The sequence below is a fragment of the Actinomadura sp. 3N407 genome, assembly GCF_052245875.1.
Lineage (GTDB): Bacteria > Actinomycetota > Actinomycetes > Streptosporangiales > Streptosporangiaceae > Spirillospora.
On record NZ_JBQQBP010000020.1, the window covers coordinates 126,514 to 149,908 of the forward strand.

The window sequence follows — 23,395 nt, forward strand, 5'->3', positions numbered from 1 at the left end:
GTCGAACCACGACCCAACGATGAATGAACGCCGAATCGACGCGGGAAATGAGGAGAACGGATGGCGGCTTCCGCCGAACAGGGTGCCCTATGGTTCAGGAGGTTCGTTCCGGGGGGCGAGGGGGCGCCGGTACGGCTGGTGTGCCTTCCCCACGCGGGGGGTTCGGCGACGTACTTCCTTCCGTTCGCCCGTGCGCACGGCACGCGCGTGGACGTGCTGTCGGTGCAGTATCCGGGCCGTCAGGACCGGCGCATGGAACCGTGCATCGACGAGATGGGCGCCTTGGCGGATGCGGCCTTCGCCGCACTCGGCCCGTACCTCGACCGGCCGGTGGCTCTGTTCGGGCACAGCATGGGCGCCACGCTCGGGTTCGAGCTGGCGCGCCGGATCCAGGGCGTCCCGGACGCGACCGTCGTGCGGCTCTTCGCCTCGGGACGACGAGCGCCCTCGCGGCCGGGCGGTCAGCTGGTGCACCTCTTCGACGACGACCGCCTCCTCGCGGAGGTGGCGAAGCTCGACGGCACCGACGCGCGCGTCCTGGACGACGAGGAGCTGATGCGTTCGGCGCTGCCCGCGATCCGCGCCGACTACAAGGCCGCGGAGACCTACCGGCTGATGGAGGACGTGCGGCTGGACTGCCCGATCACGGCTCTCACCGGAGCCGACGATCCGAAGGTGCCGCGCGAGGACGCGCGCGCCTGGGAACGCCACACGACGGCCGGCTTCGACCTGCGCGTTTACCAGGGCGGACACTTCTTCCTCACCCACCACTGGCAGGCGATCGTGGATCTCGTCACCGAGCACCTGGGCGTCCGAGCGCGGACCTAGCGGCCTTCCCATACTTCCTGCCATCCGGACGAACGTAGCTGAAGGGGGATGTGTGCCTACCCGAAGAGCAGTGTTGAAGGGCGGCATGGCCGCGCTGGCCACGGCGGGCCTCGGTGTCGTGGGGGCCGAGGGGAGCGCCCTGGCGGCGACCACCGAATGGGAGCGACTCCGGAAACGGCTGACGGGTCCCCTGGTGTTGCCGTCCGACAACGGCTACGACCTGGCCAAGCAGTTACACCGGACGGTTTTCGACGGCATCCACCCGGCGGGAGTGGCGTACTGCGCAACCGTCGACGACGTCCGGACGTGTCTGTCCTTCACCCAGTACAACGGCGTCCCGGCGGTCCCGCGCAGCGGAGGGCACAGCTACGCCGGATACTCCACTACCCGAGGACTGGTCATCGACGTGTCCCGGTTGAACAAGGTTCAGGTGGGCGGGCGGACCACCGTCGTCGGCCCCGGCGCTCAGCTCGTCGATCTCGTCGACGCCGCGGCCTCCAAGGGGGTCGTGCTCGCGTCCGGGATCTGCCCCACGGTCGCCATGGGCGGATACCTGCAGGGCGGCGGCATCGGCTGGCAGACCCGGGCGCTCGGCCTCGGGTGCGACTCACTGAAGTCGGTGCAGATCGTGCTCGCCGACGGCAGAGTGGTGAACTGCTCCGAGCACCACAGGCCCGATCTGTTCTGGGCGCTGCGCGGCGGCGGGGGCGGCAACTTCGGCATCGTCACCCGCTACGAACGACGCAACAGCGCGTCCCCTCGCATGGTCAACTACACGATGGGCTGGACCTGGGACCATGTCAAGGACGTGGTGGAGGGCTGGCAGCGGTGGCTGCCCAGCGCGCCCCGCGAGATGGGCGCCCGCTGCCTGCTCGGGCTCCTCAACGCCGCCCCCGACGCCACGCCGCTTCTCATCACCGACGGAACCTTCCTCGGCCCGCCCGAGGCCCTCAAGGCGCACCTGGACGCCATGGTCTCGGTGATCGGCCGCGCTCCGGCGGCCCGCGACGTGCAGGACCTCGGTTTCCGCGACGGCATGATGGCCTGGTACAAGTGCTCGGACAAGACCGTCGACCAGTGCCACCGGGTCGGGCAGAACCCCGACGCCACCTTGCCGAGGGCCGGGTTTCAGATCGACCGCTCGCGCCTGTTCAAGCGGGACATTCCCTCCTCCGGAGTGGACGAGATCCTCGCCGCCTTCGACGCCGATCGCCGAGCCGGTCACGTGCGGTTCGTTCACCTCTTCGCTCTCGGCGGTGCCGCCTCCGACCTTTCGCGGACCGCGACCGCGTACGTGCACCGGGACGCCCGTTTCTCGGTGGACTGGGCGACCGTGCTTCCCTCGGTGATGGACACCGAGGAGGAGCGGGCGGCGGCCCGCACATGGATCAACCGCGCTTTCACCGTCACCGACCGGTACTCCACGCACGAGACCTACCAGAACTACATCGATCCCGACCTGGCGGACTGGCGGCGGGCGTACTACGGCGAGAACTACCCACGCCTTGTCGGGGTGAAGCGCGCCTACGACCCGCACGGGTTCTTCGACTTCGATCAGAGCATCGGCTGACCTGTCACGACGCTCCATGCCCAACCGATCCGGGAGGACCCATGCGCGTTCTCTTCACCCTGCCGGCCGTGACGACGCACCTCTACATGATGGCGCCCCTGGCGTGGGCGTTCCGGACGAGCGGAAACGAGGTGCGGGTCGCCTCGCACCAGGACCTCACCCAGGCGACCGTCGGTGTCGGGCTGCCCGCGGTCGAGGTCGGCGGCGGGCACGGCCGGCCGCGGACGCTGCACAGCGGTAACGTCCGCCCGGACGGTGAGTGGAGCGGGAGCGCGTTCCCGGGGAAGGAGCGTGACCAGGTGTTCGCCCCATGGGTCGGCGCGTCCGCGGCGATGGCGCCCGACCTGCTCCGGTTCGCCGAACGCTGGCGGCCCGACCTCGTGGTGACCGACCCGTTCCTGTTCGCCGCTCCACTGGTCGCGGCCCGCCTGTGCGTCCCGCTCGTGCGCTGCGTCTGGGGGCCGGACATCATGCGCCGGGTCAGCCACCCCATGCAGGGACCGGTGGACGACGACGTGCGCGAGCCGTGGCCGGCCGGACTCGTCGAACTCTTCGAGGAGCACGGAGTGGAGATCCGCAACGACCATCCGGTGGGGACCGTGGACCCATGGCCGGGAAGCCTGCAGTTCCCCGGCACTCCCGGCCGCATCCCGATGCGTTTCGTGCCCTACAACGGTGCGGCGGTGGCGCCGGACTGGGTGCTCGAACGCCCCGCGCGCCGCCGGGTCTGCGTCACCTGGGGCAGGGCCGTCGCCGGGGACGGCGCGCTGCCCCGCGTCGTCGCGGCGCTCGCCGGAATGGACGTCGATCTGGTCCTTGCCATCGCCCCGGCCGAACGGGAGGCGCTCGGCGAGTTGCCGAAGAACGCGCGTGTGGCCGAGGGGCTGCCGCTGCATCTGCTCATGCCGAGCTGCGACGCGATCGTCAACCAGGCCGGGTCCAGCACGCTGCTCACCGCGGCCTGTGCCGGAGTGCCGCAGGTGCTGATGCCGAAGACCTCGGACGCCCCGTTCCACGCGACCAGCTTCGGCGCCAGCGGCGGCGCCGTCGTCCTGGACGCCCACAACGCGACGGCCGACGACATCGGCTCGGCCGTCACCCGCGCGTTGACCGACGCCGCGGTGCGGGCGGCGGCGGACAAGCTCCGCCACGAGATCGTCAGCACGCCTCCGCCCTCCGACGTTGTGCGCACGCTGGAAGCGCTCATCTGAGGCGAGCGCTCAGGCCGGCTCTTCGAGGACGCGGACGGCGGCTGGAGGATGACGAATCCGCCATATCACGGTGACACACGTCCCGCGGTGCCGAATCCGTTACCGTCAACAAACATTGAGAAGCCTCGGTATTCGCCGAGGCTCCGGCCCCGGAAAACCCGTCATCGGGTCTTGCGCCATTGGATGCAGGTCCAGTCGATGGCTTCGATCGGGTCGTCGATGCCGTGCTCCCGGCGGTAGTCGTCGACGGCCTTGCTGCACATCGTGTAGAAGTAGTCGTCGACGATGCAGTAGCCGCCGACCGATAGTTTCGGATACAGGGCGTCGAGCGCCTCGTAGGTGGACGGGTAGAGGGTGCTGTCCAGGCGGAGGATCGCCAGTTCCTCGATCGGTGCGTTCGGCAGGGTGGTGTCGAAGAAGCCGGTCAGGAATTTCACCCGGTCGTCGAGAAGCCCGTATCGCTCGAACCGGGTCTTCACCTCGTCGAGGGTGACCTTGTTCGACCCGCCCATCCTGGTGATGATGTCCTGGCTTCGTCCCTTCCAGGGGTCCGACGGATATTTGTCGGTCGGGGGCGGAAAGCCGTCGAACGAGTCCGCGACCCAGACCTTCCTGGACGGGTCGCCGTAAGCTTTGAGGGCGGCGCGCATGAGGATGCACGACCCGCCGCGCCAAACCTCGGTCTCGAGGAAGTCGCCCGGAACACCCTCCTTGATGACCGTGGCGGCACATTGCTGGATGTTGTCCAGGCGCTCCCGCCCGACCTTGGCGTCCGCCTGCGGGTGCGGCATGATCCCTTTGCCCGCCAGGAGGGTCATGTGCGGGTCGTCGTCGCCTCCCGAGTCGGGAGCGTAGGGGAAGGTGGCACCGTCATGGAATCTGAGGAGGCATTTCTTCAGGAGGTCGAGATAGGCGTCGGGCAGATCCGGAAGTGGATCTGCTGTCTTCTCGACCGCCCCGGCTTCTTCGCTCACCATAATCGTCTTTCTTTCAATGCCTCGTTCGGACGTTCATCGTATTGCTTGCACCTGAACTCCCTCTAAAGCGGGCTGGGGCGGGGCCGACCTGACCGACACCGAGGGTCTACCCTGGAACCGGTAGCCACCATGCCGAGAACACGGCTTGGCGTTGAATTGCCGACCGCTGAATCGGTCATTCAGATTGGAGCCATCATGGCGTCGGAGTCTCGCCTTCTGACGGCGAGAAGCGAACGAGGAGAGCCGACACGATATCGGCCTGGGAAGAGATCAGTGTCAGTGTCGCCCGTAGCTGGAGGATTCGCATCATGGTTCTTACAACAAACGCTGGTGACCGGCCCCTTATCACGGTGCTGGGCGCATCGGGTTTTGTCGGCTCGGCCGTCACCGCGGCTCTGGCCCGCAGGCACTGCCACGTTCGAGCGGTGGCGAGACGGCCGAACGTGGCGATTCAGCCGGGGCCGGCCGTGGTGGAGAAGTGCGCTGCGGATCTGAGCGACACCGCGCAGCTCGTCCACGCCCTCAAGGACTCGGACGCCGTGATTCACCTGCTCCTCAACGACGGCGGATGGCGAGCCGCCGAAAGCGACCCCGACAGCGAGCGCCTCAACGTCGGGGTGATGCGCGCTCTGCTGGAGGAACTCGCAGCCCGCGACGGCCGCCGGGGGCCCGCCCTCGTCCTGTACGCGGGTGCGGCCTCGCAGATCGGTGTGCCGCCCGACGGACCGATCGACGGCAGCGAGCCCGATGAGCCCGAATCCGTCTATGACCGGCAGAAGCTGGCCGCAGAGCGGCTGTTGAAAGAAGCGAGCGCGGCCGGAGTGGTCAAAGGGGTCAGTCTGCGGCTGGCCACCGTCTTCGGTCCTGGACTGGGGCCGCGTGCCCGCGACCGCGGCGTCGTCACCGCCATGGTCCGACGGGCGCTCGCGGGCGAGCCGCTGACCATGTGGCACGACGGTTCGGTGAGACGCGACCTGATCTATATCGACGACGTCGCGCGCTCCTTTCTGGCGGCGCTCGACCATTCCGGCGCGCTGGCCGGCCGGCACTGGCTGGTCGGTGCCGGCGGCAACGAGCCACTCGGTCGCGTCTTCTCGATGATCGCGGAATCGGTCGCCGCCCGCACCGGGCGGCCGCCGGTCCCGGTCACCCCGGTAGCGCCCCCCGACGACGCTCCGCACACGGACTTCAAGAGCCTGACGCTCGATCCTTCCCGGTTCCGGAAAGTCACCGGATGGGAAGCCGCAGTGGCCCTGCCCGAAGCGTTGGACCGCACCGTGGCGGGCTTGGCCGCAAACCGGTAGCGCCGGGGAATGCGCTGTCAGCGCAGCGGACACGGCCGGTGACGGCCGTGATGCTCAGACCAGGTCCTCGAGGGTGCGGACGACGGCGGATGGAGGGGGCATCTCGGCGATCTCGTCGCGCACCTTCTCGGCCGCCGCACGGTAGGTGTGCTCGGTGAGCACCCGGGTGACGGCCGCCCCGATCTCCGGTGGGCCCGTCCCGGCCGCGTCGACCGTGATGCTCGCGCCGCCGGCGGCGAAGCTGGCGGCGTTGAACGGGTTGTCGGCCGTCTGCGGAATCATGACCTGGGGCAGGGCCTGGCAGGCCGCGGTCAGCAGCGAGCTGGTGCCGCCCTGGTTGACGATGGCGTCGCAGGTCTCCATGAACAGGTGCAGGGGAAGGTTCTCGGCGACGCGCGCGTTGTCCGGCAGCGAGCCGAGTTTCGCCAGATCGCCGGTGCTGACGGCCAGGATGAATTCCACATCGAGATCGGCGAGCGCGGCGACGACCCTGGGCAGCACGAACGCCTCGTCACCGCCGAGCGCGGCGGTGGAGGTGCCCCAGGTGACGCAGACCCGGGGCCGGTCGGAACGTTCGAGCACCCAGCCGGGGGCGACCGCCGCGCCGTTGTACGGGACGAACCGCATGGGCAGCCGCCCGCTCAGGTCGGGGAACTGGAGGCTGGTCGGCCAAGGATCGATGGTGCGGAGCGGATAGTCGTTGCGGACCTCCACCCCGTAGCGGTCGTACAGTTCGGGGAGCCCTGTGGGCCACTGGGCGCGCACGTCACCGTCGGCGGCCCGGCCCTGCAGCGGCTGGCTGATCATGCGCATCACGTCGGGACCCCAGGTCTGCCGGACGAGAGGGACGCCCTGGATCGCCGAGACCAGGGGGGCCGCGAACACCATCGAGTCGGTGACGATCAGGTCCGGTCGCCAGCTCTCGGCGAATCGCAGCAGGTCGGGCGCCATCGTCGTGGCGGCCTCGACCAGGGGGGCCATGGCCGCGTGCCGCAGATCGGCGTGTTCGTCGGCCGGGGGCTCCCCCGGGGGCTGCCCGGCGGTGCTCGCCAGGCCGCTGTCGGTCCACTGGTCGGCGGGCGCCTCGAACACTCGGCGGCCGCCGCGCGCCCGGAGGACGCCGTCCATGATCTCGTAGCCGTGGCCGACCTCGACCGCGGGCATTCCGACGGCGACGATCGCCTGGCCGAGGTCCGGTTGCGCGGCGACGCGCACGTCGTGTCCGGCCGCTCGGCATGCCCAGGCCAGCGGGACCATGTGGAAGAGGGGCGTGGTCGTGGCGGCGACGGGAGTGAACAGGATGCGCAACGGATCTCCTTCGACGGGGGTGGCGACGGTCCGCTGGTGCCTCAGGCGGCGGTCAGCTCCTCGAGGGTGTGGACGACTTCGGCGGGCGAGGGCATCTCGGCGATCTCGTCGCGTATCTTCTGGGCCGCCTTCTGTACCGCCTCGTCGGTGCGGACCGTGGTCACGGCGGATGCGATGGCGTCCGCGTCGGCTGTGGCCTCCAGGACGGTGGCGGCGCCGCCGTCGGCGAAGGTATGCGAGATCAGCGGCGTCTCGCCCGTCTCCGGGATGAGCACCTGGGGGACCCCGAGACTGGCCGCGGTCAGCACCGAGCCGGCCCCGCCCTGGTTGACGATCGTTTCGCAGCTCGGCAGAAGCAGGTTGATCGGCAGGTTCTCGGCGATCCGCACGTTGTCGGGCAATGGTCCGAGCTTCGCCCGGTCGGCGGAGTTCACCGCGACCACCAGCTCGATGTCGAGCCGGGCGAGCGCGCCGACGACGCGCGGCAGCAGGTTCGGGTCGCTGCCGAACACGCTGTTGGTCGTGCCGCAGGTGACGCACACGCGGGGGCGCTCGGGAGCTTCGAGGACCCACTCCGGAACGGTGCCCGCGCCGTTGTAGGAGATGTAGCGCTCGGGCAGCCGGCCGGGCGCGCCGATCTGCTTGAGGCTGGGCGGCCACGGGTCGACGGTGCGGAGCGGATAGTCGTTGCGGACCTCCACCCCGTATCGGTCGAACAGCTCGACGAGCCCGGTGGGCCACGCGTCGCGTTCGGTGCCGTCGAAGGTCTGCCCCTGCAGCGGGTGGCCGGAGAGAATGTCGGGACCCCAGATCTTGCGGACGACGGGGATGTCCAGGGCCGCCGCGACCAGGGGAGCGGCGAGCACGATCGGGTCGGTGACGATCAGGTCCGGGCGCCAGCGCTCGGCGAACGACATCAGGTCCGGTGCCATCCTGGCGGCCAGCTCGACCACGGGGACGAACCGCTCGTCCCGGAGTCGGTTCATCTCCTCCGGGGACAACGCTTCCAGGTCGGCGGGGCGGAACTTGTTGCCGCCGCGGAGGTTCACCACGGCGCCCAGGAAGTCGTAGCCGTCCCCGACCTCCACCGCGGGCAGCGCGAGGCTGATGGTGGTCGGGGTGAGATTGGGCTGCGAGGCCACGCGCACGTCGTGTCCTTCGGTGCGGGCGGCCCAGATCAGCGGGCCCTGCTGGAAGAGGTGGGTCGGGTAGGGGAGCGGGGTGAACAGGATGCGCATGGCATACCTCCGTGGACGGCGGACCGTGACCGCTCCCAGTCCAGCCCACCCTTCTAAAAGGCGGCTGAGGCGCCCGCGGGACCGCAGCACGTCTGCGGATGATGCAGGAAGGTGCGGAGTCGGCAGATCTTGTGGGATACTTTCGCCGTGTCGCCAACCGTCCGGGAGAGCAAGATCGCCGCGGTCCGTCGCACGGTGAGCGAGGCCGCGCTCAGCCTGGCAGTGGAGCGCGGTTGGGAGAACGTCCGGGTCGAGGACATCGCGGCGAGTGCGGGGATGTCCCCGCGCTCGTTCGGCAACTACTTCCGCAGCAAGAACGAGGCGCTCTACGCGGTCGACCTCGACCGGTCGGCGGCGATCCGGGAATACCTGCGGGAGCGTCCGAGCGACGAGCCGCTGTGGGAAGCGGTCGTCAACGCCACGCTGAGGGCCTTCATGGCCGGGGACGCGCTCGACCGCGACTTGGTCAGCAAGGTGCGGCTGGCCGTCGCGGCCTCGCCGCTGGGAGGCGAGTACCTCAAGGTGCACGCCGCGCGAGAGGCGGCGCTCGCTGCGGGCATCGCCGAACGTCTCGGCGTGGACGTCGACGCCGACATCTACCCGCGGCTGATGGCCGCGACGGTGGCCGGCGCGGTCCGGGTGGCGATCGAGTTCTGGATCGACTCGGGGCAGGACGCCGTGCTGTCGGACTCGATACGGGCCGCCCTGGAGAAGGTGTCCGTCGGCCTTCCTGAGCCGCCCCGCTGACGGCGGCCTGGGCCGGCCGGGGCCCGCGAACGCGGCGTCAGCCGTGCTCGGCGGCGTCAGCGCGGTGAGGTGGCGCGCAGCCGGGCCAGCCGGTAGAGCAGTCCGATGGCGAGGGCCGCGGAGGCCTTCCCGCCACGGGCCTGGAGCAGCGACCGGACCAGCCATAGCTGCGTCTCGGCGGCGTGCGCGGGGGCGCCGTGCACGTCGTCGTGGATGAGGAACTCGACGTCGCGGACGTGCTCGCGGAGCAGGGCGATGTCCGAACTCGGGATGATCTCGTCGCGCTCGCAGGCGACGTAGCGAACCGGAACGTTCAGCGCGCGGAGCTGGTCCGGCCGCAGCGCCCACTCCCGCAGCCGGTCGAGCGCGGCCTCCGGCTTCTCGCCCATGAGGTGCGCCAGGGTTTCCACGGTGAGCCTCGGCAGGCCGGCCTGCCAGGCCCGGTCGGTGAAGAAGCCGTGGACGGGGGCCCCGGCGGTGAGCACCGCTCGGATCCTGCCGTCCTCCAGCGCGCAACGCAGTGCCGTGTGGCCGCTGAAGCTCAGGGCGAGCGCGTAGGAGTTCGCCGTGTCGGCGCGGTCGCTCACGTGGTCGAGCAGGTGGGACAGCATTTTCCAGCTGTCCCCGTCGTACGGGAGTGTGTTCTCGCCCACGCCGGGCATCTCGGTGACGATCCCGGCCATGCCGAGGCGGCGGACGGCGGCCAGGGTCGGCGCCCACGCCTCCTTGACGGTCACGATGCCGCCGCTCACGACCATCACCGGCCGCCGCGCGCCGTCGGACAGACCGGTCGCCCAGGCGGCGACCCGTCCCGTGGGCAGATCGATCTCCAGCCGTTCGATGTCCTTGTCCTGGCGACGCCACGCGTCGAACGTTCGGACGGTCTCCTCCTGCGCCTTCCGCCGGGCGGGGCCGTCCACGAACGGGAACCGGGCCATCGAGTGGTGGCGGCAAGCGTCCAGCAGCCGCCCGTCGCGTTCCAGCTCCTCCGCGGACCGGGACCATTCGGCCGTCCACGATCCTTCGCCGTCCGAGTCGGTGCGGATTCGGGCCAGCACCTCCTCGTGGTGGACGACCTTCTGTCCCCGGGTGTGGGCCAGTACGAACTGCTTGAGCTCGCCGACGTCGTTGGTGCCGCCGTCCCCGGCGGGCGTGTCCTCCTCGAAGCCCTCCATGGCGTTCTTGATGTCGGTGAGCAGGTCGGCGGCCTCGGCGCCATCGATCACGCGGTGGTCGAAGGTGAGGTTCAGCCGCATGACGGGCGCGACCGTCGTGCGCCCGTCGCGCGCCACGGGGCGGTCGGCGATCCGGCCGAGGCCGAGCGTGACGGTGGTCCCCCCGGTGGAGTGGAACCCGTCCACCGCGCTGTGCGACAGCGAGGTGACCGCGAAGGTGCCGATGGTGGTGGCCCGGTTGCGGAGCGGACGGATCCGCGACCGGTAGGCGGCGCCGCCGATCAGCCGGGGGAGTCGGCGGATCAGGCGGGCCCCGGCGAACTCGGGCAGCCGCTCGGCGTCACCGCGCGTGTAGTAGTCGACCTGCCGCTGGATCTCGTCCAGGTCGGCGGCCTGGAGATCGGGGAGGTTGGCCGACAGCACCACGCGCTGCCCGTTCACGGTGTGGTCCATCGTGAACTTGCCGTGCACGGCGGAGAACCGGGCGATCTTCGGGCGGAACCGGCCGCGGATCGCGGCGTTGGCCTCCGGGTGGGCCGCGAGGGCGCGGCTCGCCGCGCTCAGGACGTAGCTCACCCAGGAGTAGTGGCGGCCCGCCTCTCGCGCCTCCGACCGGTGGGTCTTGATCCGGGTCATGTCCACCTCGGTGTCGAGGTGGACCGGCGCGAACGCTCTGATCTCCCGGAGGAAGTACAGCGTGGGGCGCCGTTCCTTGGCGATCGGCCTGATCGTCATGCCCGCACCGCCACTTCGTGGATTTCGTGGAGGTTCCGGGCTTCCAGCACGTCCGGCAGGGAGATCGGCCGTCCCGTCTCCCGTTCCAGGGCGGAGAGCAGGGCCAGCAGGTGCATTGAGTCCCATCCCGGGACCTGGTCGAGCGGCAGATCGGCGTGCTCGGGCCCGATCGTGAGCCCGATCTCGTCGTGGACCAGGACCAGGAAATCGTCGATGGACGTCAACGGCGCTCCTCCAGAGACTCGATGAAACGGATGTGCGCGGGCCGCGCGGCGATGTCGGCCAGGCTGTGCCGGAAGGTGAGAACGCCGTTCTCCTCGTCGGCCAGGGTGAAGCCATGGTCGGGGTAGAAGTCCCGCACTCCGGCGTTCTTGGGGCCGGGCCGGTAAACGGCCTCGACCGCGCGCGCCCCGCCGGCCTTCGCGTCCGCGAGGACCGCGCTCAGGCACGCCGTCTCGATGCCGCGGGAGAACACCCGGCAGCTGAGGACGAAGTTGTCGACGTGCACGGTGTCGCCCTCCGCCCTGGTGAATATCACCCCGACCATGCCGTTGTCGCCGAATCGGTCTCCGGAGTGGATCCCGAACACGCGTGTGCCGGGCCCGTCGGCGGCCGCTCGCACCTGCGGCGCCCGGTACCGCTGCACGGTCGTGTTGAACTGGTTGGTGCGCAGCGTGAGCTGCGCGGCGCGAGGGATCTCCGGCTCGATCACCGGCGCGAGCCTGACCCAGACGCCCAGCTCGCACAGGTAGTCCGCGATCGAGTCGAACGAGGCGAGGAAGGTCTGCCGGTCGAGTTCCTCCCGGTACCGGGAGGGGCGGGCGTGGTCCTCGGCGTTGAGCTCGCGGGTGTCGAACCAGCCATCGTGCAGCAGCCGCTCGATGTGCCGGGCGGGCTCCTCGTTCAGCTGGACGACCGTGACTTCGGGCAGCGCGTGCCGGACGAGCCCGCACTCATAGGCGCTGTCGTCGACGAAGACGAAGGAGTCCACGCCGATGTTGAGGGCCTGCGCCAGTGCGGTGAGGTTGTCGGGTTTGGGACGCCAGTTCGCCGTCACCCGGACGAAGTCATCGGGGTGCAAGGCCATGCCCGGGTGGTCGCGCATGGTCTTCTCGACCGGTTCGAGATCGTTCTTGCTCGCCACGGCCAGCAGGACGCCGTGGGACCCGAGCTGCTTGATCACCTTCTGGAACGCGGTGAACGCCTCGCCGCGAAGTCCCTCGCCGAGCTCGATGCCCTCCGGCCCGTCGTCGCCGAGCACGCCGCCCCACAGAGTGCCGTCGAGGTCGCAGACCAGCGCCTTCTTGGTGCGTCCCGTCAGGTGCCTGGCGAGGTGGCCGACCTCGCGGGCGTACCGGGCCAGCAGGGCGGGCGACAGTCCCGTCCTGGCGTACCGGCCCAGGCGGGCGTCTTCGGCGGGAATCCCCTCGGCGAGCAGCGGATCCAGGTCCAGAGTGATCACCGAAGGAATCTCGTCGCCCAGCGTCAGCAGCCGTGCGCCGGCGGCGCGCCACGCCGCGCCGAGCCGGGCGCGCGAACGGTGGTCGGTGAGCTGCGCGGTGAACCGCCGGGGCAGGGGCAGGGTGTTGAGCACCAGCGTGGCGTCGGCGCGGCGGTCGAAGGCGGCCGCGAGGTCGCGCACCATCGCGACCTTGGCGTCCAGGACCCGTTCGACGTCGGCGGCTGTCCACGGCACCGGGACCTCGTCGAACACCATGTCGGGGTCCAGGACCCACAGGACGAGGCCGGGTTCGGCGGCGTAGAGCGCGCTCTCGGGGTCGCCGAGGTCGAAGACGTGGGCGTCGAAGTCGGACAGGTGCGGCCGCATGAGAAGACCGTGCCGGGCCAGCTCGGCGGTGAGCGGCGGGATCAGCGGGCCGAGGGTGCGGTGCCCGGTCACCGCGACCCGGAGCTCCGGGGTGGACGGGTGCGCGTCCAGCACCTCGTCGGGGTCGAGCCGGGCGAGGATGTGCCCGGCCCTGGTCAGCTCCCGGTCGGTGAGGTCGGCGAGCATCCCGCGAACCAGCGGATAGGAGGCGGCGAGCCGACCCGACCGGTGCAGTTCGGACAGCGTCACGCGCCCACCTTCTCCAGGGCGTACCCCGCCTTGATCCATTTGCTGGACTCGATCGCGACGCCGACCGCGCGGTCGCCGGCGATCATGCGCGGCAGCAGCCGTTCAAGCTGGAAGAACGGCAGCGCGTTGCCGGTGTTGCCCGTATCCCGGACACAGCTGACCTCCTGCGCGTCCGGAACGTCGAGGCGCGCGTGGATCTCGTCGGTCATCCGTCCCGACAGCTGCGGCGGCAGCACGTAGTCGAGTTCGCCGCGGTCCCAGTCCAACGCTTCGAGCGCCTCGTCGAGCGTCTCGGCGGCCAGTGGCGGAACCGCGTCCCGGACCGCCTGGTAGTCCTCAATGGCGGCGGGGCGGTCCGCATGGCGGTCGGCCGCGCCGAACCAGTTCAGGGTCTGCCCGGGTTCCCGCCCGTGGCCGACGCACCGCACTCGTGTCCAGCGCAGCGCGACCTCATGCGCGCCCGGCTCGGTGCGCAGTACCGCGGCGCCCGCGCCGTCGCCGAACAGCACGCCGTTGACCTGCTCGCCGGGCGGCAGCGCGCTGACGTCCGCCGTGAGGTCGAGGTGTTTGGCGCACGAGTCGGCACCGAGCACCAGTGCGGTGCGGTGCCCGCCGGAGCCGAGCAGCCGCCGCGCGACGTCGAGCGCCTGGATCGCGCCCGCGCATCCCGACTGGAGCTGGTAGGTGGCCACGTCGTCGATGCCGAGCCGGTCGGCGACGACGTTGACCGTGGCGGGCATGAGCATGTCGGGCGACGAGGTGCCCATGACGACGAGATCGACGTCGGACGGGGCGGCCCCGGCGGCGGCGAGCGCGCGTTCCCCGGCGGTGGTGGCGAGGTCGGCGAGGGAGAACCGGAGCTCTCCGGAGTCCAGGTCGACCGAGTAGTGCCTGGTGGGGGTGTCGATGAAGGAGTCCGCCCACTGCTCCCAGACAGAGGGCAGGTCGAACATTTTGGCCAGGGTCGGGATGTCTATGGGCGGGCCGGGCAGCACCGTCCCGGTCGAGTGAAGGTACACGTCCATGCTCGTCCTCTTTCGGCTGCCATCGCCATGCTGCGCCGTGTGGCTTAAACGGCCCTAATAGATCTGCTACGAAGCGGTCGGGTCACCGAACCACGCCGTGAGGGCTTCGGTGGGACCGTCACCGGCCTTCCCGTTCCGTGCGGCCCAGACGACGCGGCCGTCGGGCCTGAGCAGAACCGCGTCGGCGTCGAGGCCGGGAAGCGGTTTCGAACGCACCAGGGACACCCGGTCGGCCCAGCCGGTGGTGTCGAAACGGCCGTCGGAATCGTCGCTCACGTCGAGCAGGACGCCACGGCCGGACGCCCATGCCACGGCCAGTTCGGGGACGGCGCCGGCGGCGGCCACTCCGGGGATCCGGCGGCCGAGCAGCGGGTGGGGGGCGTCGCCGTCACCCTCGAAGCGGTAACGGGTGTCGGTGCCCCCGACCATCGTGACCAGGTACTCGTTGACGTCCGGGAACCGGACGATCTCGGCGATGATGTCGCGGAGGTCCGTCAACGGGTGCAGCAGCGCCACCTGCGCACGGGCCGTCTTGCACGCCCATTCGGCGATGGGGCGCCGTTCGGCCTGGTAGGTGTCGAGCAACCCCTCCGGAGCCCATCCGGCGAGGTCCGCCCCGAGTTTCCAGCCGAGGTTCACCGCGTCGTCCATGCCGGTGCTGAGCGCCTGCCCGCCCAGCGGGAAGTGGGTGTGTGCGGCGTCCCCCGCCAGGAAGACCCGTCCCGCTCGGTAGCGCTCGGCGAGGCGTGTCACGTTGAACCAGCGCGCCGACCATGTCGGTTCCCCGCTGGTGAACTCCACGTCCGCGATGCGGCGTACGGCGGCCTGGATCTCGGCCGGCGTGGGAGCGCCGTCCCGGCTCGGGGGCTCGACGCCGAACTCGCCGGTCAGCACCCGGACCACCCCGGGAGCCATCGGACTCACCGCGAAAAGACCGGCGGGGTACTCCTTCGCTCCGAGGTGCTGGTTGAGGACGTCGTCGGGCTCGACCGCGAAGTCCCCGACCGTGCCGTGGAAGGGCTGCTCGTCTCCGGGGAAGGCGATGCCGGCCGCCTGGCGGACCGCGCTGTCCGCACCGTCGCAGCCGACCAGGTACCTGCCGCGCACGGTGTCTCCGCCGTCCGGGGCTCCGATCCGGATCTCGACCGTGTCCCGGTCCTGGGTCACGCCGCGCACGCGGTGCCCGAAACGCAGATCGGCGCCCAGCGACCGCGCGCGTTCGGTAAGGCGGCGGACCAGCCGGGCGTGCGGGATCGAGAAGTTGTACGGGTAGCGGTCGGCGAGCTGCGACGGGTCCAGCCATATATGTGCGAAGTGGGCCATCGGGAACTCGAAACCGTCGGCGCGGCAGTCGTCCATCACCCCCCGCATTTCCAGCAGCTCGATGACTCCGCCGTTGATGGCCACGCCCGGCGCGTGCGCGGACGCGGCCCCCGGCGCAGGCTCGGTGCGGCCTTCCAGGACGATGACCTCCGTGCCCGCCAGGCGGAGTTCGCAGGCGAGCATGAGTCCGACGGGTCCGGCGCCGGCGATGACGACGTCGTGAAGCATGAGATGTCCCCTAGGGAGTCGGCGGTCTGCCAGGACCGCTGGGCGGGTTCGGTCAGGACGCCGGGCGCATGGACGCGGCGAGCCGGGCGGGGGTCGGATTGTCGAAGACCTGTTTCGGTGGGACGTCGAGGCCCACCGCGCGCATCCGGCTGCTCAGTTCGAGGGCCGCGAAGGAGGACAGGCCGAGGGCGAGCAGGTCGGCGTCCGGGTCGAGGTCGTCGGCCGGTTCGACGCCGAGGATGTCGGCGGCGTGGGCACGCACGATCCCCAGCAGGATCGCGGCCCGTTCGCCCGGATCGGCGTCCGCGAGCCGGTCCAGCAGCGTCCGGTCCAGCAGCGCCCGGTCCGGTCCGGCGGCCGGGGCGCCGGCGGACTCGGGCAGCTCGCGGAAGAGGCGGTCGGACAGGAGCCACGGCGCGGCCCGCGGGTCGAGGTCGGCCACTGTCACGGCTGCGATGCCGGACCGGGGCGCGAACGCGAGCGCCTCCGCCGCCGCGGCCGGTGGCAGCGCTAGCAGACCGGTCGGATCGGTGGTGTCCTGCTCGAAGTCCAGCGGCCCGAACGCCAGCCACAGCGCTGGACCGCCTCGTTCCCGGCGCCGCCGGACGAGCGCCTCCAGCCGTGCGTGGGCGGGCGCGGTGCCGCCGGTCCCCGGCGCCGCGAGCACACCCGCTCCGGACGAGCACACCACGAAGGCGGACAGGTCGAGATGCGCGGTGACCTCGTCCACCACGGCGGCGGCTCGTGCGGCCCCGTCGGCGTCGGCGTCGGCGATGTGAACCACGGCCGTAGGTGGTCCTTCGGAGAGCAGACGCGTGAGCCCGTCGCGATCGGCGGGGTCGCATTCGGCGACCGTCACGTCGGCGCCGAGCTCCGCCAGTTCCTTCCGCAGCGGGATGGTGTCCGCCGGGTCCGTGTCCGGCGGGACGGGCAGCACGAGCCGTTCGGCGCCGCGTTCGGCCAGCCGGCGGGCGACGTGCGCGCCCAGCTCCGTGGTGCCGCCGGTGAGCAGCACCGTTCCCTCCGGCCACCGGCCGGGTTCGCGCTCCTCGTCGGGTGGGGCGACGCGCACCAGCCGGGGGGTGAAAAGCCCTTGCCCGCGCACCGCGAAGAGGGCGTCGGCGGGCCTCGCGGAGAGCAGTTCGGTGAGCCGTCGCCGCGCGTGCTCGTCCAGGCGAGGGGGGAGGTCGAGCAGTCTGATCTCGCGGCGCGGATGTTCCCCGGCCAGCACGCGCCCCAGGGCCCAGGCCGCCGCCTGCTCCGGGTCGGCGGGCGGGTCGAGCCGTCCGACCGTCACGGCGCCGCTGGTCAGCACCCAGAGCGGGGTATCCACCCCCGCCCGTTCCAGTGCCTTCGGCAGGGCGGCGGTCGGTGGCAGCAGCGACACCACGCCGCCGATGTCCGCCGTCCCGGCGATCCCGGTGCGCACGATCGAGGTGAGCTCGTCCTCGTGCGCCGTGGACGTCGCCACGTCGACGCGGTGGGCGGCGTCGCCGAGCGCATCGACCACCTGTGCCGCCAGGTCGCCGCCTCCGTCGCCGCCGGGGACCAGCAGGAGCGAGCGGCGCGGCGCGGGAGCGGCGGGCACCTCGACGACGGGCCGCCACGCCGTGATGTGGTGCCATCGCGCGCGGCGCCGGTGGGCGGCCAGCACGGGCAGCAGCGCGGACAGGGCGGAGCGCTGCTCGGACGACAGACGGAGCGCCCCGCCGAGGGACTCGGCATCCTGGTCTTCGACCGCCGCCCAGAACCGCGCCTCCAGGGACGAACGCCGTCCCGCGTCGCGACCGCGAGCACTGTCGGTATCGGGGTTGAGCCAGTAGTCGCGGTGCTGGAACGGATAGTTCGGCAGCGCGACGCGGGAGGCGCCGGAGCCTGCGAACTGGGCGGCCCAGTCGACCCGGTGGCCCGCCGCGTGGACCTTGGCCAAGGCCGCCAGCGCGGTCTGCGGTTCGGGCCGCCTCGCGTTCATCATGGGCGCCAGCGTCGAGGGCCGCCCGCCGTCGTCCCCGTCGCGCAGGCACTCCCGCGCCATCGTGGTGAGGGCGGCGTCGGGGCCGACCTCGAGGTAGCAGGTCACCCCGGCGGCGTGGAGGGCGCGGACACCGTCGGCGAACCGCACCGGCCGCCTGACGTGCTCCACCCAGTAGTCGGGGGAGCGCAGGTCGGCCGGATCCGCCGGCTCGCCGGTGACGTTGGAGACGAGCGGGATCGCCGGTTCGGTGAAGGTGACCCGCGCGGCGGTCTCGCGGAACTCGTCCAGGACGTCGTCCATGTGCGGCGAATGGAAGGCGTGGCTGACGTTGAGCCGCCGGACCCGGCGACCCTCGCCCCGCCAGTGCTCGGCGACCTCCAGCGCGGCGCCCGCGTCGCCGGAGATCACGGTGGCGCGGGGCCCGTTCACCGCCGCGACCGCGACCTCCTGCCCGTGGCCGGTCAACGTCGCCCGGACCTCCTCCTCCGTCGCCTCGACGGCGAACATGGCGCCGTCCGGCCGGGCCCGCTGCATCGCCCGTGCCCGCGCGGCGACCAGCGCGGCGGCGTCGGCGAGGTCGAGCATTCCGGCCGCGTGCGCGGCGACCAGTTCGCCGACCGAGTGCCCGAGGAGGACGTCGGGTCGCAGCCCCCAGTGGCCGAGCAGCCGGAACAGCGCCGTCTCCACCGCGAAGACGGCGGGCTGGGCGTACCGGGTCTGGTGGAGGAGGCCGGCGTCCGGGTCGTTCTTCGCCGCGAACAGCAGCGGCTGGAGCGGGCGGTCGAGATGCGGGTCGAACTCCGCGCACACTTCCGCCAGGGCATCGGCGAACAGCGGGTGGGCGGCGGCGAGGGCGCGGCCCATGCCCGGCCGCTGGCCGCCCTGGCCGGTGAACAGATACGCCAGCCCGCCCGGCTCGGGCGCGGCCCGGTCCGCGACGACGTTGCCGGGCAGCAGGTCGCCCCGGGCGAGGGCATCCAGTCCCCGCGTGAGTTCGGCGCCGGTCGACCCGACGATCACCGCACGATGCTCCAGGGCGGCCCGCGTGGCCGCGCTGGAGTACGCGACGTCGAGCGGCCGCGGGGCGGAATCGGTGTCGAGCAGCGCGGCCAGGTCGCGGGCCGCGTCCCGCAGCGCGGCTTCCGAGCGTGCCGAGAGCAGGAGGGGGACGGGCCGGTCCGGGGCCCGCGACGGTGCGTCCTCGGGAGCGGTCTCGGACGCCTCTTCCACGATGACGTGGGCGTTGGTGCCGCTGACACCGAACGAGGAGACGGCCGCGCGGCGTGGCCGGCCGGTCCCGGGCCAGTCGCGGTTCTCGGTGAGCAGCGCGACGCTGCCCTCCGTCCAGTCCACGTGCGGGGACGGCTCGGCGGCGTGCAGCGTCATCGGCAGCGTCCGGTGCCGCATGGCCTGCACCATCTTGATGACTCCGGCGACACCGGCGGCGCCCTGCGTGTGCCCGATGTTCGACTTGATCGAGCCGATCCACATGGGCCGGCCGGCGGGCCGGTCCCGTCCGTAGGCGGCGATGAGCGCCTGCGCCTCGATCGGGTCGCCGAGGACGGTACCGGTGCCGTGCCCCTCCACCACGTCCACGTCCGAGGGCGTGAGCAGGGCGTCGGCGAGGGCCTGCCGGATCACCCGCTGCTGGGACGGGCCGTTCGGGGCGGTCAGCCCGTTGCTGGCGCCGTCCTGGTTGACGGCCGAACCGCGCAGTACCGCCAGCACCGGATGGCCGTTGCGGCGCGCGTCGGAGAGTCGTTCGAGCAGCAGCAGCCCGACGCCCTCGCTCCAGCCGGTGCCGTCGGCGCCGGCGGAGAACGACTTGCAGCGGCCGTCCGGCGCCAGGCCGCGCTGCCTGCTGAAGTCCACGAACACGCCGGGAGTGGCCATCACGGTCACACCGCCCGCCAAGGCCGACTCGCAGTCCCCGGCGCGCAGCGCCCGCGCCGCCAGATGCATCGCCACCAGCGATGACGAGCATGCGGTGTCGATGGTGACGGCCGGGCCTTCCAGACCGAAGGTGTAGGCGATCCTCCCGGACGCGACGCTGGTCGCGCTTCCGGTGCCGAGATACCCTTCGAACCCCTTCGGAGTGTGCTCCATGAGGCGGGCGCCGTAGTCGTCGTACATGACCCCGGCGAACACGCCCGTGCGGCTGCCGCGCAGCGACCCGGGATCGATGCCCGCGTTCTCGAAGGCCTCCCAGGTGATCTCCAGCAGCAGCCGGTGCTGGGGATCCATCGCCAGCGCCTCGCGCGGGCTGATTCCGAAGAACCCGGGATCGAAGGCGGCCGCGTCGTGGAGGAAACCGCCCTCGCGGGTGTAGCAGGTGCCCTCGCGCTCCGGGTCCGGGTCGTAAAGCGCGTCCAAGTCCCAGCCCCGGTCGCCCGGGAACGACGAGATCGCGTCCCCGCCCGCCACGACGAGCCGCCACAGGTCCTCCGGGGAACGCACCCCGCCGGGGAAGCGGCAGCTCATCGCGACGATGGCGATCGGTTCCCGCTGGGCGGCTTCGACGTCGGCGAGCCGTTGCCGGGTCTTCCGCAGCTCCGCGGTCGTCCAGCGGAGGTACTCGGTGAGCTTGTCGTGCTTCTCCATGCGAACCTGCCCTCCTAGGCGTGCCGCGTCATCGTTCGTCCAGCCCGGAGAGGCCGAGTTCCTCGTCGAGCACGTCGAAGAGCTCGTCGTCGCTCACCGACGCCAGGTCGTCGTCGGACGCGTCCCGTGCCGTCCGCGATTCGGTGACCCGCAGCAGCAGCGCGCGCAGCCGGGCCTCGAGGCGGTCCCGGCCCGCGTCGTCCAGGTCGGTCTCGACCACGGCCGCCTCCAGACGCTCCAGCTCCGCCTGCGGCACCCCCGACCCGCCGTCGCCGTCGCCGAACTGTTCGCTGAGATGGCTTGCGATCGCGGCGGCGGAGGGGTGGTCGAAGACGAGCGTGGTCGCGAGCCGAAGGCCGGTCGCGGCCGACAGCCGGTTGCGCAGCATGACGGCCGTGAGCGAGTCGAACCCGAGATCCTTGAGCGCCTGCCCGGGGGCGACGTCGGCGGCCGACTCGTGCCCCAGCGTGGCCGCGATGTGCCCGCGCACCAGGTCGAGCAGCAGCTGAACGCGGCGCTTCTCGTCCAGTCCGTGCAGCCGCTCGGCCAGTGCCGCGCCGCTCGCGTCGGCCTGCCGTGTCCGGGCGGGGGCGAGCCGCTCGAAGAGCGGCGGAAGCGTGCCGTCCCGCGCATGCCGCCGCACCGTGCCCCGATCGACGCGCGTGAGCACGAGATGCGGATGGTCGGTGTCGTGCAGCGCGGCGTCGAAGAGGGTGAGCGCGTCGTCGGCGTTGAGCGGCCGGAGTCCTGTGGTGTTGAGCCGGTCGAGGTCGCCTTCGCTGAGCGCGCCGGTCATCTGGCCGGCGTCGGTCCACAGTCCCCAGGCGAGGCTGACGGCGGGACGGCCCTGGGCGCGGCGGTGGTGGGCGAGGGCGTCGAGGTAGGCGTTGGCGGCGGCGTAGTTGGCCTGTCCGGGGGTGCCGAGTGTCCCGGCGGCGGAGGAGAACAGGACGAACGCGGCCAGGTCGGCGTCGGCGGTCAGGTCGTGCAGATGCCAGGCGGCGCCGATCTTGGGTTGGAGGGTGGTGTGCAGCTGCTCGGGGGTGAGGTTGGTGATGGTCGCGTCATCGAGAACACCGGCGGTGTGGACGACGGCGGTGAGCGGGTGGTCCTCCGGAACGCCTTTCAGGACGGCGGCCAGGTCGTCGTGGTCGCCGGCGTCGCAGGCGGTGATGGTGACGTGAGCGCCGAGCTCGGTGAGTTCGTCGCGGGTCCGGGCGGCGCCCGGTGCGTCGGGTCCGCGACGGCTGATCAGGAGGAGGTGGCGGACCCCGTACCGGGTGACCAGGTGGCGGGCGATATGGGCGGCGAGCGTGCCGGTGCCGCCGGTGATCAGGACGGTTCCGTCGGGGGCGAAGGCGGTCTCGGTTTCGGCTTCGGCTTCGGCCCCGGTCGGGGCGGTGGGTGTAAGCCGTGGGACGAGGCAGGCGCCGTCGCGGAGGACGACCTGGGATTCGCCGGTCGCGACGGCCGTGCGGACGGTCGCGTCGATGGCTTCGAGCGAGGCCTTCGTGTCGTCGTGGTCCAGGAGGACGAAACGGTCGGGGTGCTCATTCTGGGCTGTGCGGAGGAGTCCCCAGACGGCGGCGGCGGGCAGGTCGGTGACCTCGTCGTCCGGTGCGGTGCTCACGGCGCGACGGGTGAGGACGACCAGCCGGGAGTCAGTGGCCTGGTCTTGCCCGAGCCATCGCTGAACCCGCTCGAGGGTTCGCAGGACGGTGGCGTGCGCGGCCTCGGGTCCGCCCTCGGGGTCCGCCGTGATCCGCAGCGTCTCCACGCTGGGCATCTCCGCGGCGCCGGCCGCGACCGCCGGCGGCGTCCATTCGAGTGCCAGCGGGAGGTGAAGCGGTCCCTCCGACGGGAGCTGCAGATCCGCCTCGGTGAGCTGTCGGGTGGTGACCGAACCGACCGTGAGGAGGGGCGCGCCGGTGCCGTCCATCACGCTGACGGAAACGGCGCCGTCGTCGTTCGTGGACAGCCGGACCGCGGCCTCGGTGGAGCCGGTCGCGTGCAGCCGGACATCGGTGAACCGGAGCGGGATCAGCGTCTCCGCCGACGATTCGGCCAGCACCCCGTCGAGGGCGGCGGCCAGCAGCGCCGGGTGGAGCCCGAACCCGTCCGTGCCGACGTCGTCCGGAAGGGACGCCCCGACGTTGACGACACCGTGACCGGACACCGAGCGGGCACGGACGCTCTGGAACACGCCGTCGTGGTCGTACCCGGCCGCGCCGAGCCGCTGCGCCAGCCGTTGGAGGTCCCCGGCGTCCGCCCGCCCCGGAGCCTGAGCGGTGACCCGCTCGGTCGCGGCAGCGCCGGGCGAGGCGCTCAGCACGCCGGTCGCGCGACGGGACCATACACCTGCCGATCGGGTGTGGACGCCGACCGCGTGCTTTCCGTCATCGTCCGCGCCGGAGACCTGAACCCGCAGATCCACGCCGCCCTCTTCCGGCAGGACGAGCGGGCCGTCCAGGTTCAGCTCTTCGAGGTGACGCAGGCCGAGGAACTCGCCCGCGGACAACACCAGATCGAGAAGCGCGACCGCCGGAAGGACCGGCCTGTCCTGGAGCAGGTACCCGGCGAGCCACGGATGAGTTTCGGTCCCGACGCGTCCGGTCGCCACCACGCCCCGTCCTTCGGGCAGTTCGACGATGGTGGCGAGCAACGGATGCGCCGCCTCGTCCAGACCCGCCGAAGCGGCGTCCTCGACGCCCGTACCGGCCGTGGCCTCCAACCAGTAGCGCTTGTGTTGGAAGGGGTAGGTGGGCAGTGGTGTGTGTGGGGTGGGTGGTGTGTGTGGTGTGGGTTGTTGGGTGGTGGGCCAGTTGATGTTGATGCCGGCGATGTGGGCGTGGGTGAGGGCGGTGAGGAGTTGGGTTTGGTCGTCGTGGTGGCGTCGGAGTGTGGGGATGGTGGTGGCGTTGACGGGTTTGCTTGTGCCGTTGGTGTTGGTGGTGTCGATGGTGTGTTGGATGGGTGTGGTGAGGATGGGGTGGGGGCTGATTTCGATGAATCGGGTGTGTCCGGTGTGTAGGAGGTGGGTGGTGGTGGTGTGGAGGTGGACGGTGTTGCGGAG

15 protein-coding genes are annotated in these 23,395 nt (G+C 71.5%); 5 read left to right on the top strand and 10 right to left on the bottom strand.

The window, feature by feature from the left end; genetic code table 11:
- The first annotated feature begins 60 nt into the window (after positions 1 to 60).
- The 3 genes from ACTWPP_RS37095 (at position 61) to ACTWPP_RS37105 (ending at position 3,609) form a co-directional block, all read left to right on the top strand.
- Positions 61 to 828: a thioesterase II family protein gene (locus ACTWPP_RS37095; RefSeq protein ID WP_443109102.1), complete on the top strand. Its 768-nt coding sequence runs from the start codon at positions 61 to 63 to the stop codon at positions 826 to 828.
- A 73-nt stretch (positions 829 to 901) separates the two neighbouring features.
- A complete protein-coding gene (locus ACTWPP_RS37100) occupies positions 902 to 2,398 on the top strand; it encodes an FAD-binding oxidoreductase (RefSeq protein WP_443109103.1) in 1,497 nt (498 codons plus the stop codon).
- 41 nt (positions 2,399 to 2,439) lie between these two features.
- Positions 2,440 to 3,609, top strand: a complete 1,170-nt coding sequence (locus ACTWPP_RS37105) for a nucleotide disphospho-sugar-binding domain-containing protein (RefSeq protein WP_443109104.1) — start codon at positions 2,440 to 2,442, stop codon at positions 3,607 to 3,609.
- A gap of 161 nt (positions 3,610 to 3,770) precedes the next feature.
- On the opposite strand, the gene ACTWPP_RS37110 is transcribed toward ACTWPP_RS37105, so the two are convergent.
- Entirely contained in the window at positions 3,771 to 4,586 is an 816-nt protein-coding gene (locus tag ACTWPP_RS37110) for a TylF/MycF/NovP-related O-methyltransferase (protein ID WP_443109105.1), read from the bottom strand.
- Between the two features lie 308 nt (positions 4,587 to 4,894).
- Here ACTWPP_RS37110 and ACTWPP_RS37115 point away from each other — a divergent pair, with 308 nt between their 5' ends.
- Positions 4,895 to 5,890, top strand: coding sequence for an NAD-dependent epimerase/dehydratase family protein (locus ACTWPP_RS37115; protein WP_443109106.1), 996 nt, complete (start codon positions 4,895 to 4,897; stop codon positions 5,888 to 5,890).
- Positions 5,891 to 5,944: 54 nt separating this feature from the next.
- Here ACTWPP_RS37115 and ACTWPP_RS37120 read toward each other — a convergent pair whose 3' ends face one another.
- The gene (locus ACTWPP_RS37120) at positions 5,945 to 7,198 is read right to left on the bottom strand and encodes a nucleotide disphospho-sugar-binding domain-containing protein (RefSeq protein WP_443109107.1); all 1,254 of its coding nucleotides are present in this window, start codon (positions 7,196 to 7,198) and stop codon (positions 5,945 to 5,947) included.
- 41 nt (positions 7,199 to 7,239) lie between these two features.
- Entirely contained in the window at positions 7,240 to 8,436 is a 1,197-nt protein-coding gene (locus tag ACTWPP_RS37125; RefSeq protein ID WP_443109108.1) for a nucleotide disphospho-sugar-binding domain-containing protein, read from the bottom strand.
- Positions 8,437 to 8,583: 147 nt separating this feature from the next.
- Between ACTWPP_RS37125 and ACTWPP_RS37130 the strand changes: the two genes are divergently transcribed.
- Positions 8,584 to 9,183 (top strand): acyl-CoA-like ligand-binding transcription factor, encoded by a 600-nt coding sequence (locus ACTWPP_RS37130; RefSeq protein WP_443109109.1) that lies wholly within the window; start codon positions 8,584 to 8,586, stop codon positions 9,181 to 9,183.
- A gap of 56 nt (positions 9,184 to 9,239) precedes the next feature.
- Here ACTWPP_RS37130 and ACTWPP_RS37135 read toward each other — a convergent pair whose 3' ends face one another.
- From ACTWPP_RS37135 to ACTWPP_RS37165, 7 genes are all read right to left on the bottom strand, one after another.
- Positions 9,240 to 11,093: a 2-oxo acid dehydrogenase subunit E2 gene (locus tag ACTWPP_RS37135; RefSeq protein ID WP_443109110.1), complete on the bottom strand. Its 1,854-nt coding sequence runs from the start codon at positions 11,091 to 11,093 to the stop codon at positions 9,240 to 9,242.
- A complete protein-coding gene (locus ACTWPP_RS37140; protein ID WP_443109111.1) occupies positions 11,090 to 11,317 on the bottom strand; it encodes a hypothetical protein in 228 nt (75 codons plus the stop codon). The genes ACTWPP_RS37135 and ACTWPP_RS37140 overlap by 4 nt, the downstream gene beginning before the upstream one ends.
- Positions 11,314 to 13,170, bottom strand: coding sequence for an HAD-IIIC family phosphatase (locus ACTWPP_RS37145; RefSeq protein WP_443109112.1), 1,857 nt, complete (start codon positions 13,168 to 13,170; stop codon positions 11,314 to 11,316). Before ACTWPP_RS37145 ends, ACTWPP_RS37140 begins: the two co-directional genes overlap by 4 nt.
- Positions 13,167 to 14,195: a 3-oxoacyl-ACP synthase III family protein gene (locus tag ACTWPP_RS37150; protein ID WP_443109113.1), complete on the bottom strand. Its 1,029-nt coding sequence runs from the start codon at positions 14,193 to 14,195 to the stop codon at positions 13,167 to 13,169. Before ACTWPP_RS37150 ends, ACTWPP_RS37145 begins: the two co-directional genes overlap by 4 nt.
- A 66-nt stretch (positions 14,196 to 14,261) precedes the next feature.
- Positions 14,262 to 15,746: an FAD-dependent oxidoreductase gene (locus ACTWPP_RS37155; protein WP_443109114.1), complete on the bottom strand. Its 1,485-nt coding sequence runs from the start codon at positions 15,744 to 15,746 to the stop codon at positions 14,262 to 14,264.
- 52 nt (positions 15,747 to 15,798) lie between these two features.
- The gene (locus ACTWPP_RS37160) at positions 15,799 to 20,322 is read right to left on the bottom strand and encodes a type I polyketide synthase (protein WP_443109115.1); all 4,524 of its coding nucleotides are present in this window, start codon (positions 20,320 to 20,322) and stop codon (positions 15,799 to 15,801) included.
- A 28-nt stretch (positions 20,323 to 20,350) separates the two neighbouring features.
- The coding region (locus ACTWPP_RS37165) for a type I polyketide synthase (protein ID WP_443109116.1) at positions 20,351 to 23,395 on the bottom strand (3,045 nt) is incomplete at its 5' end.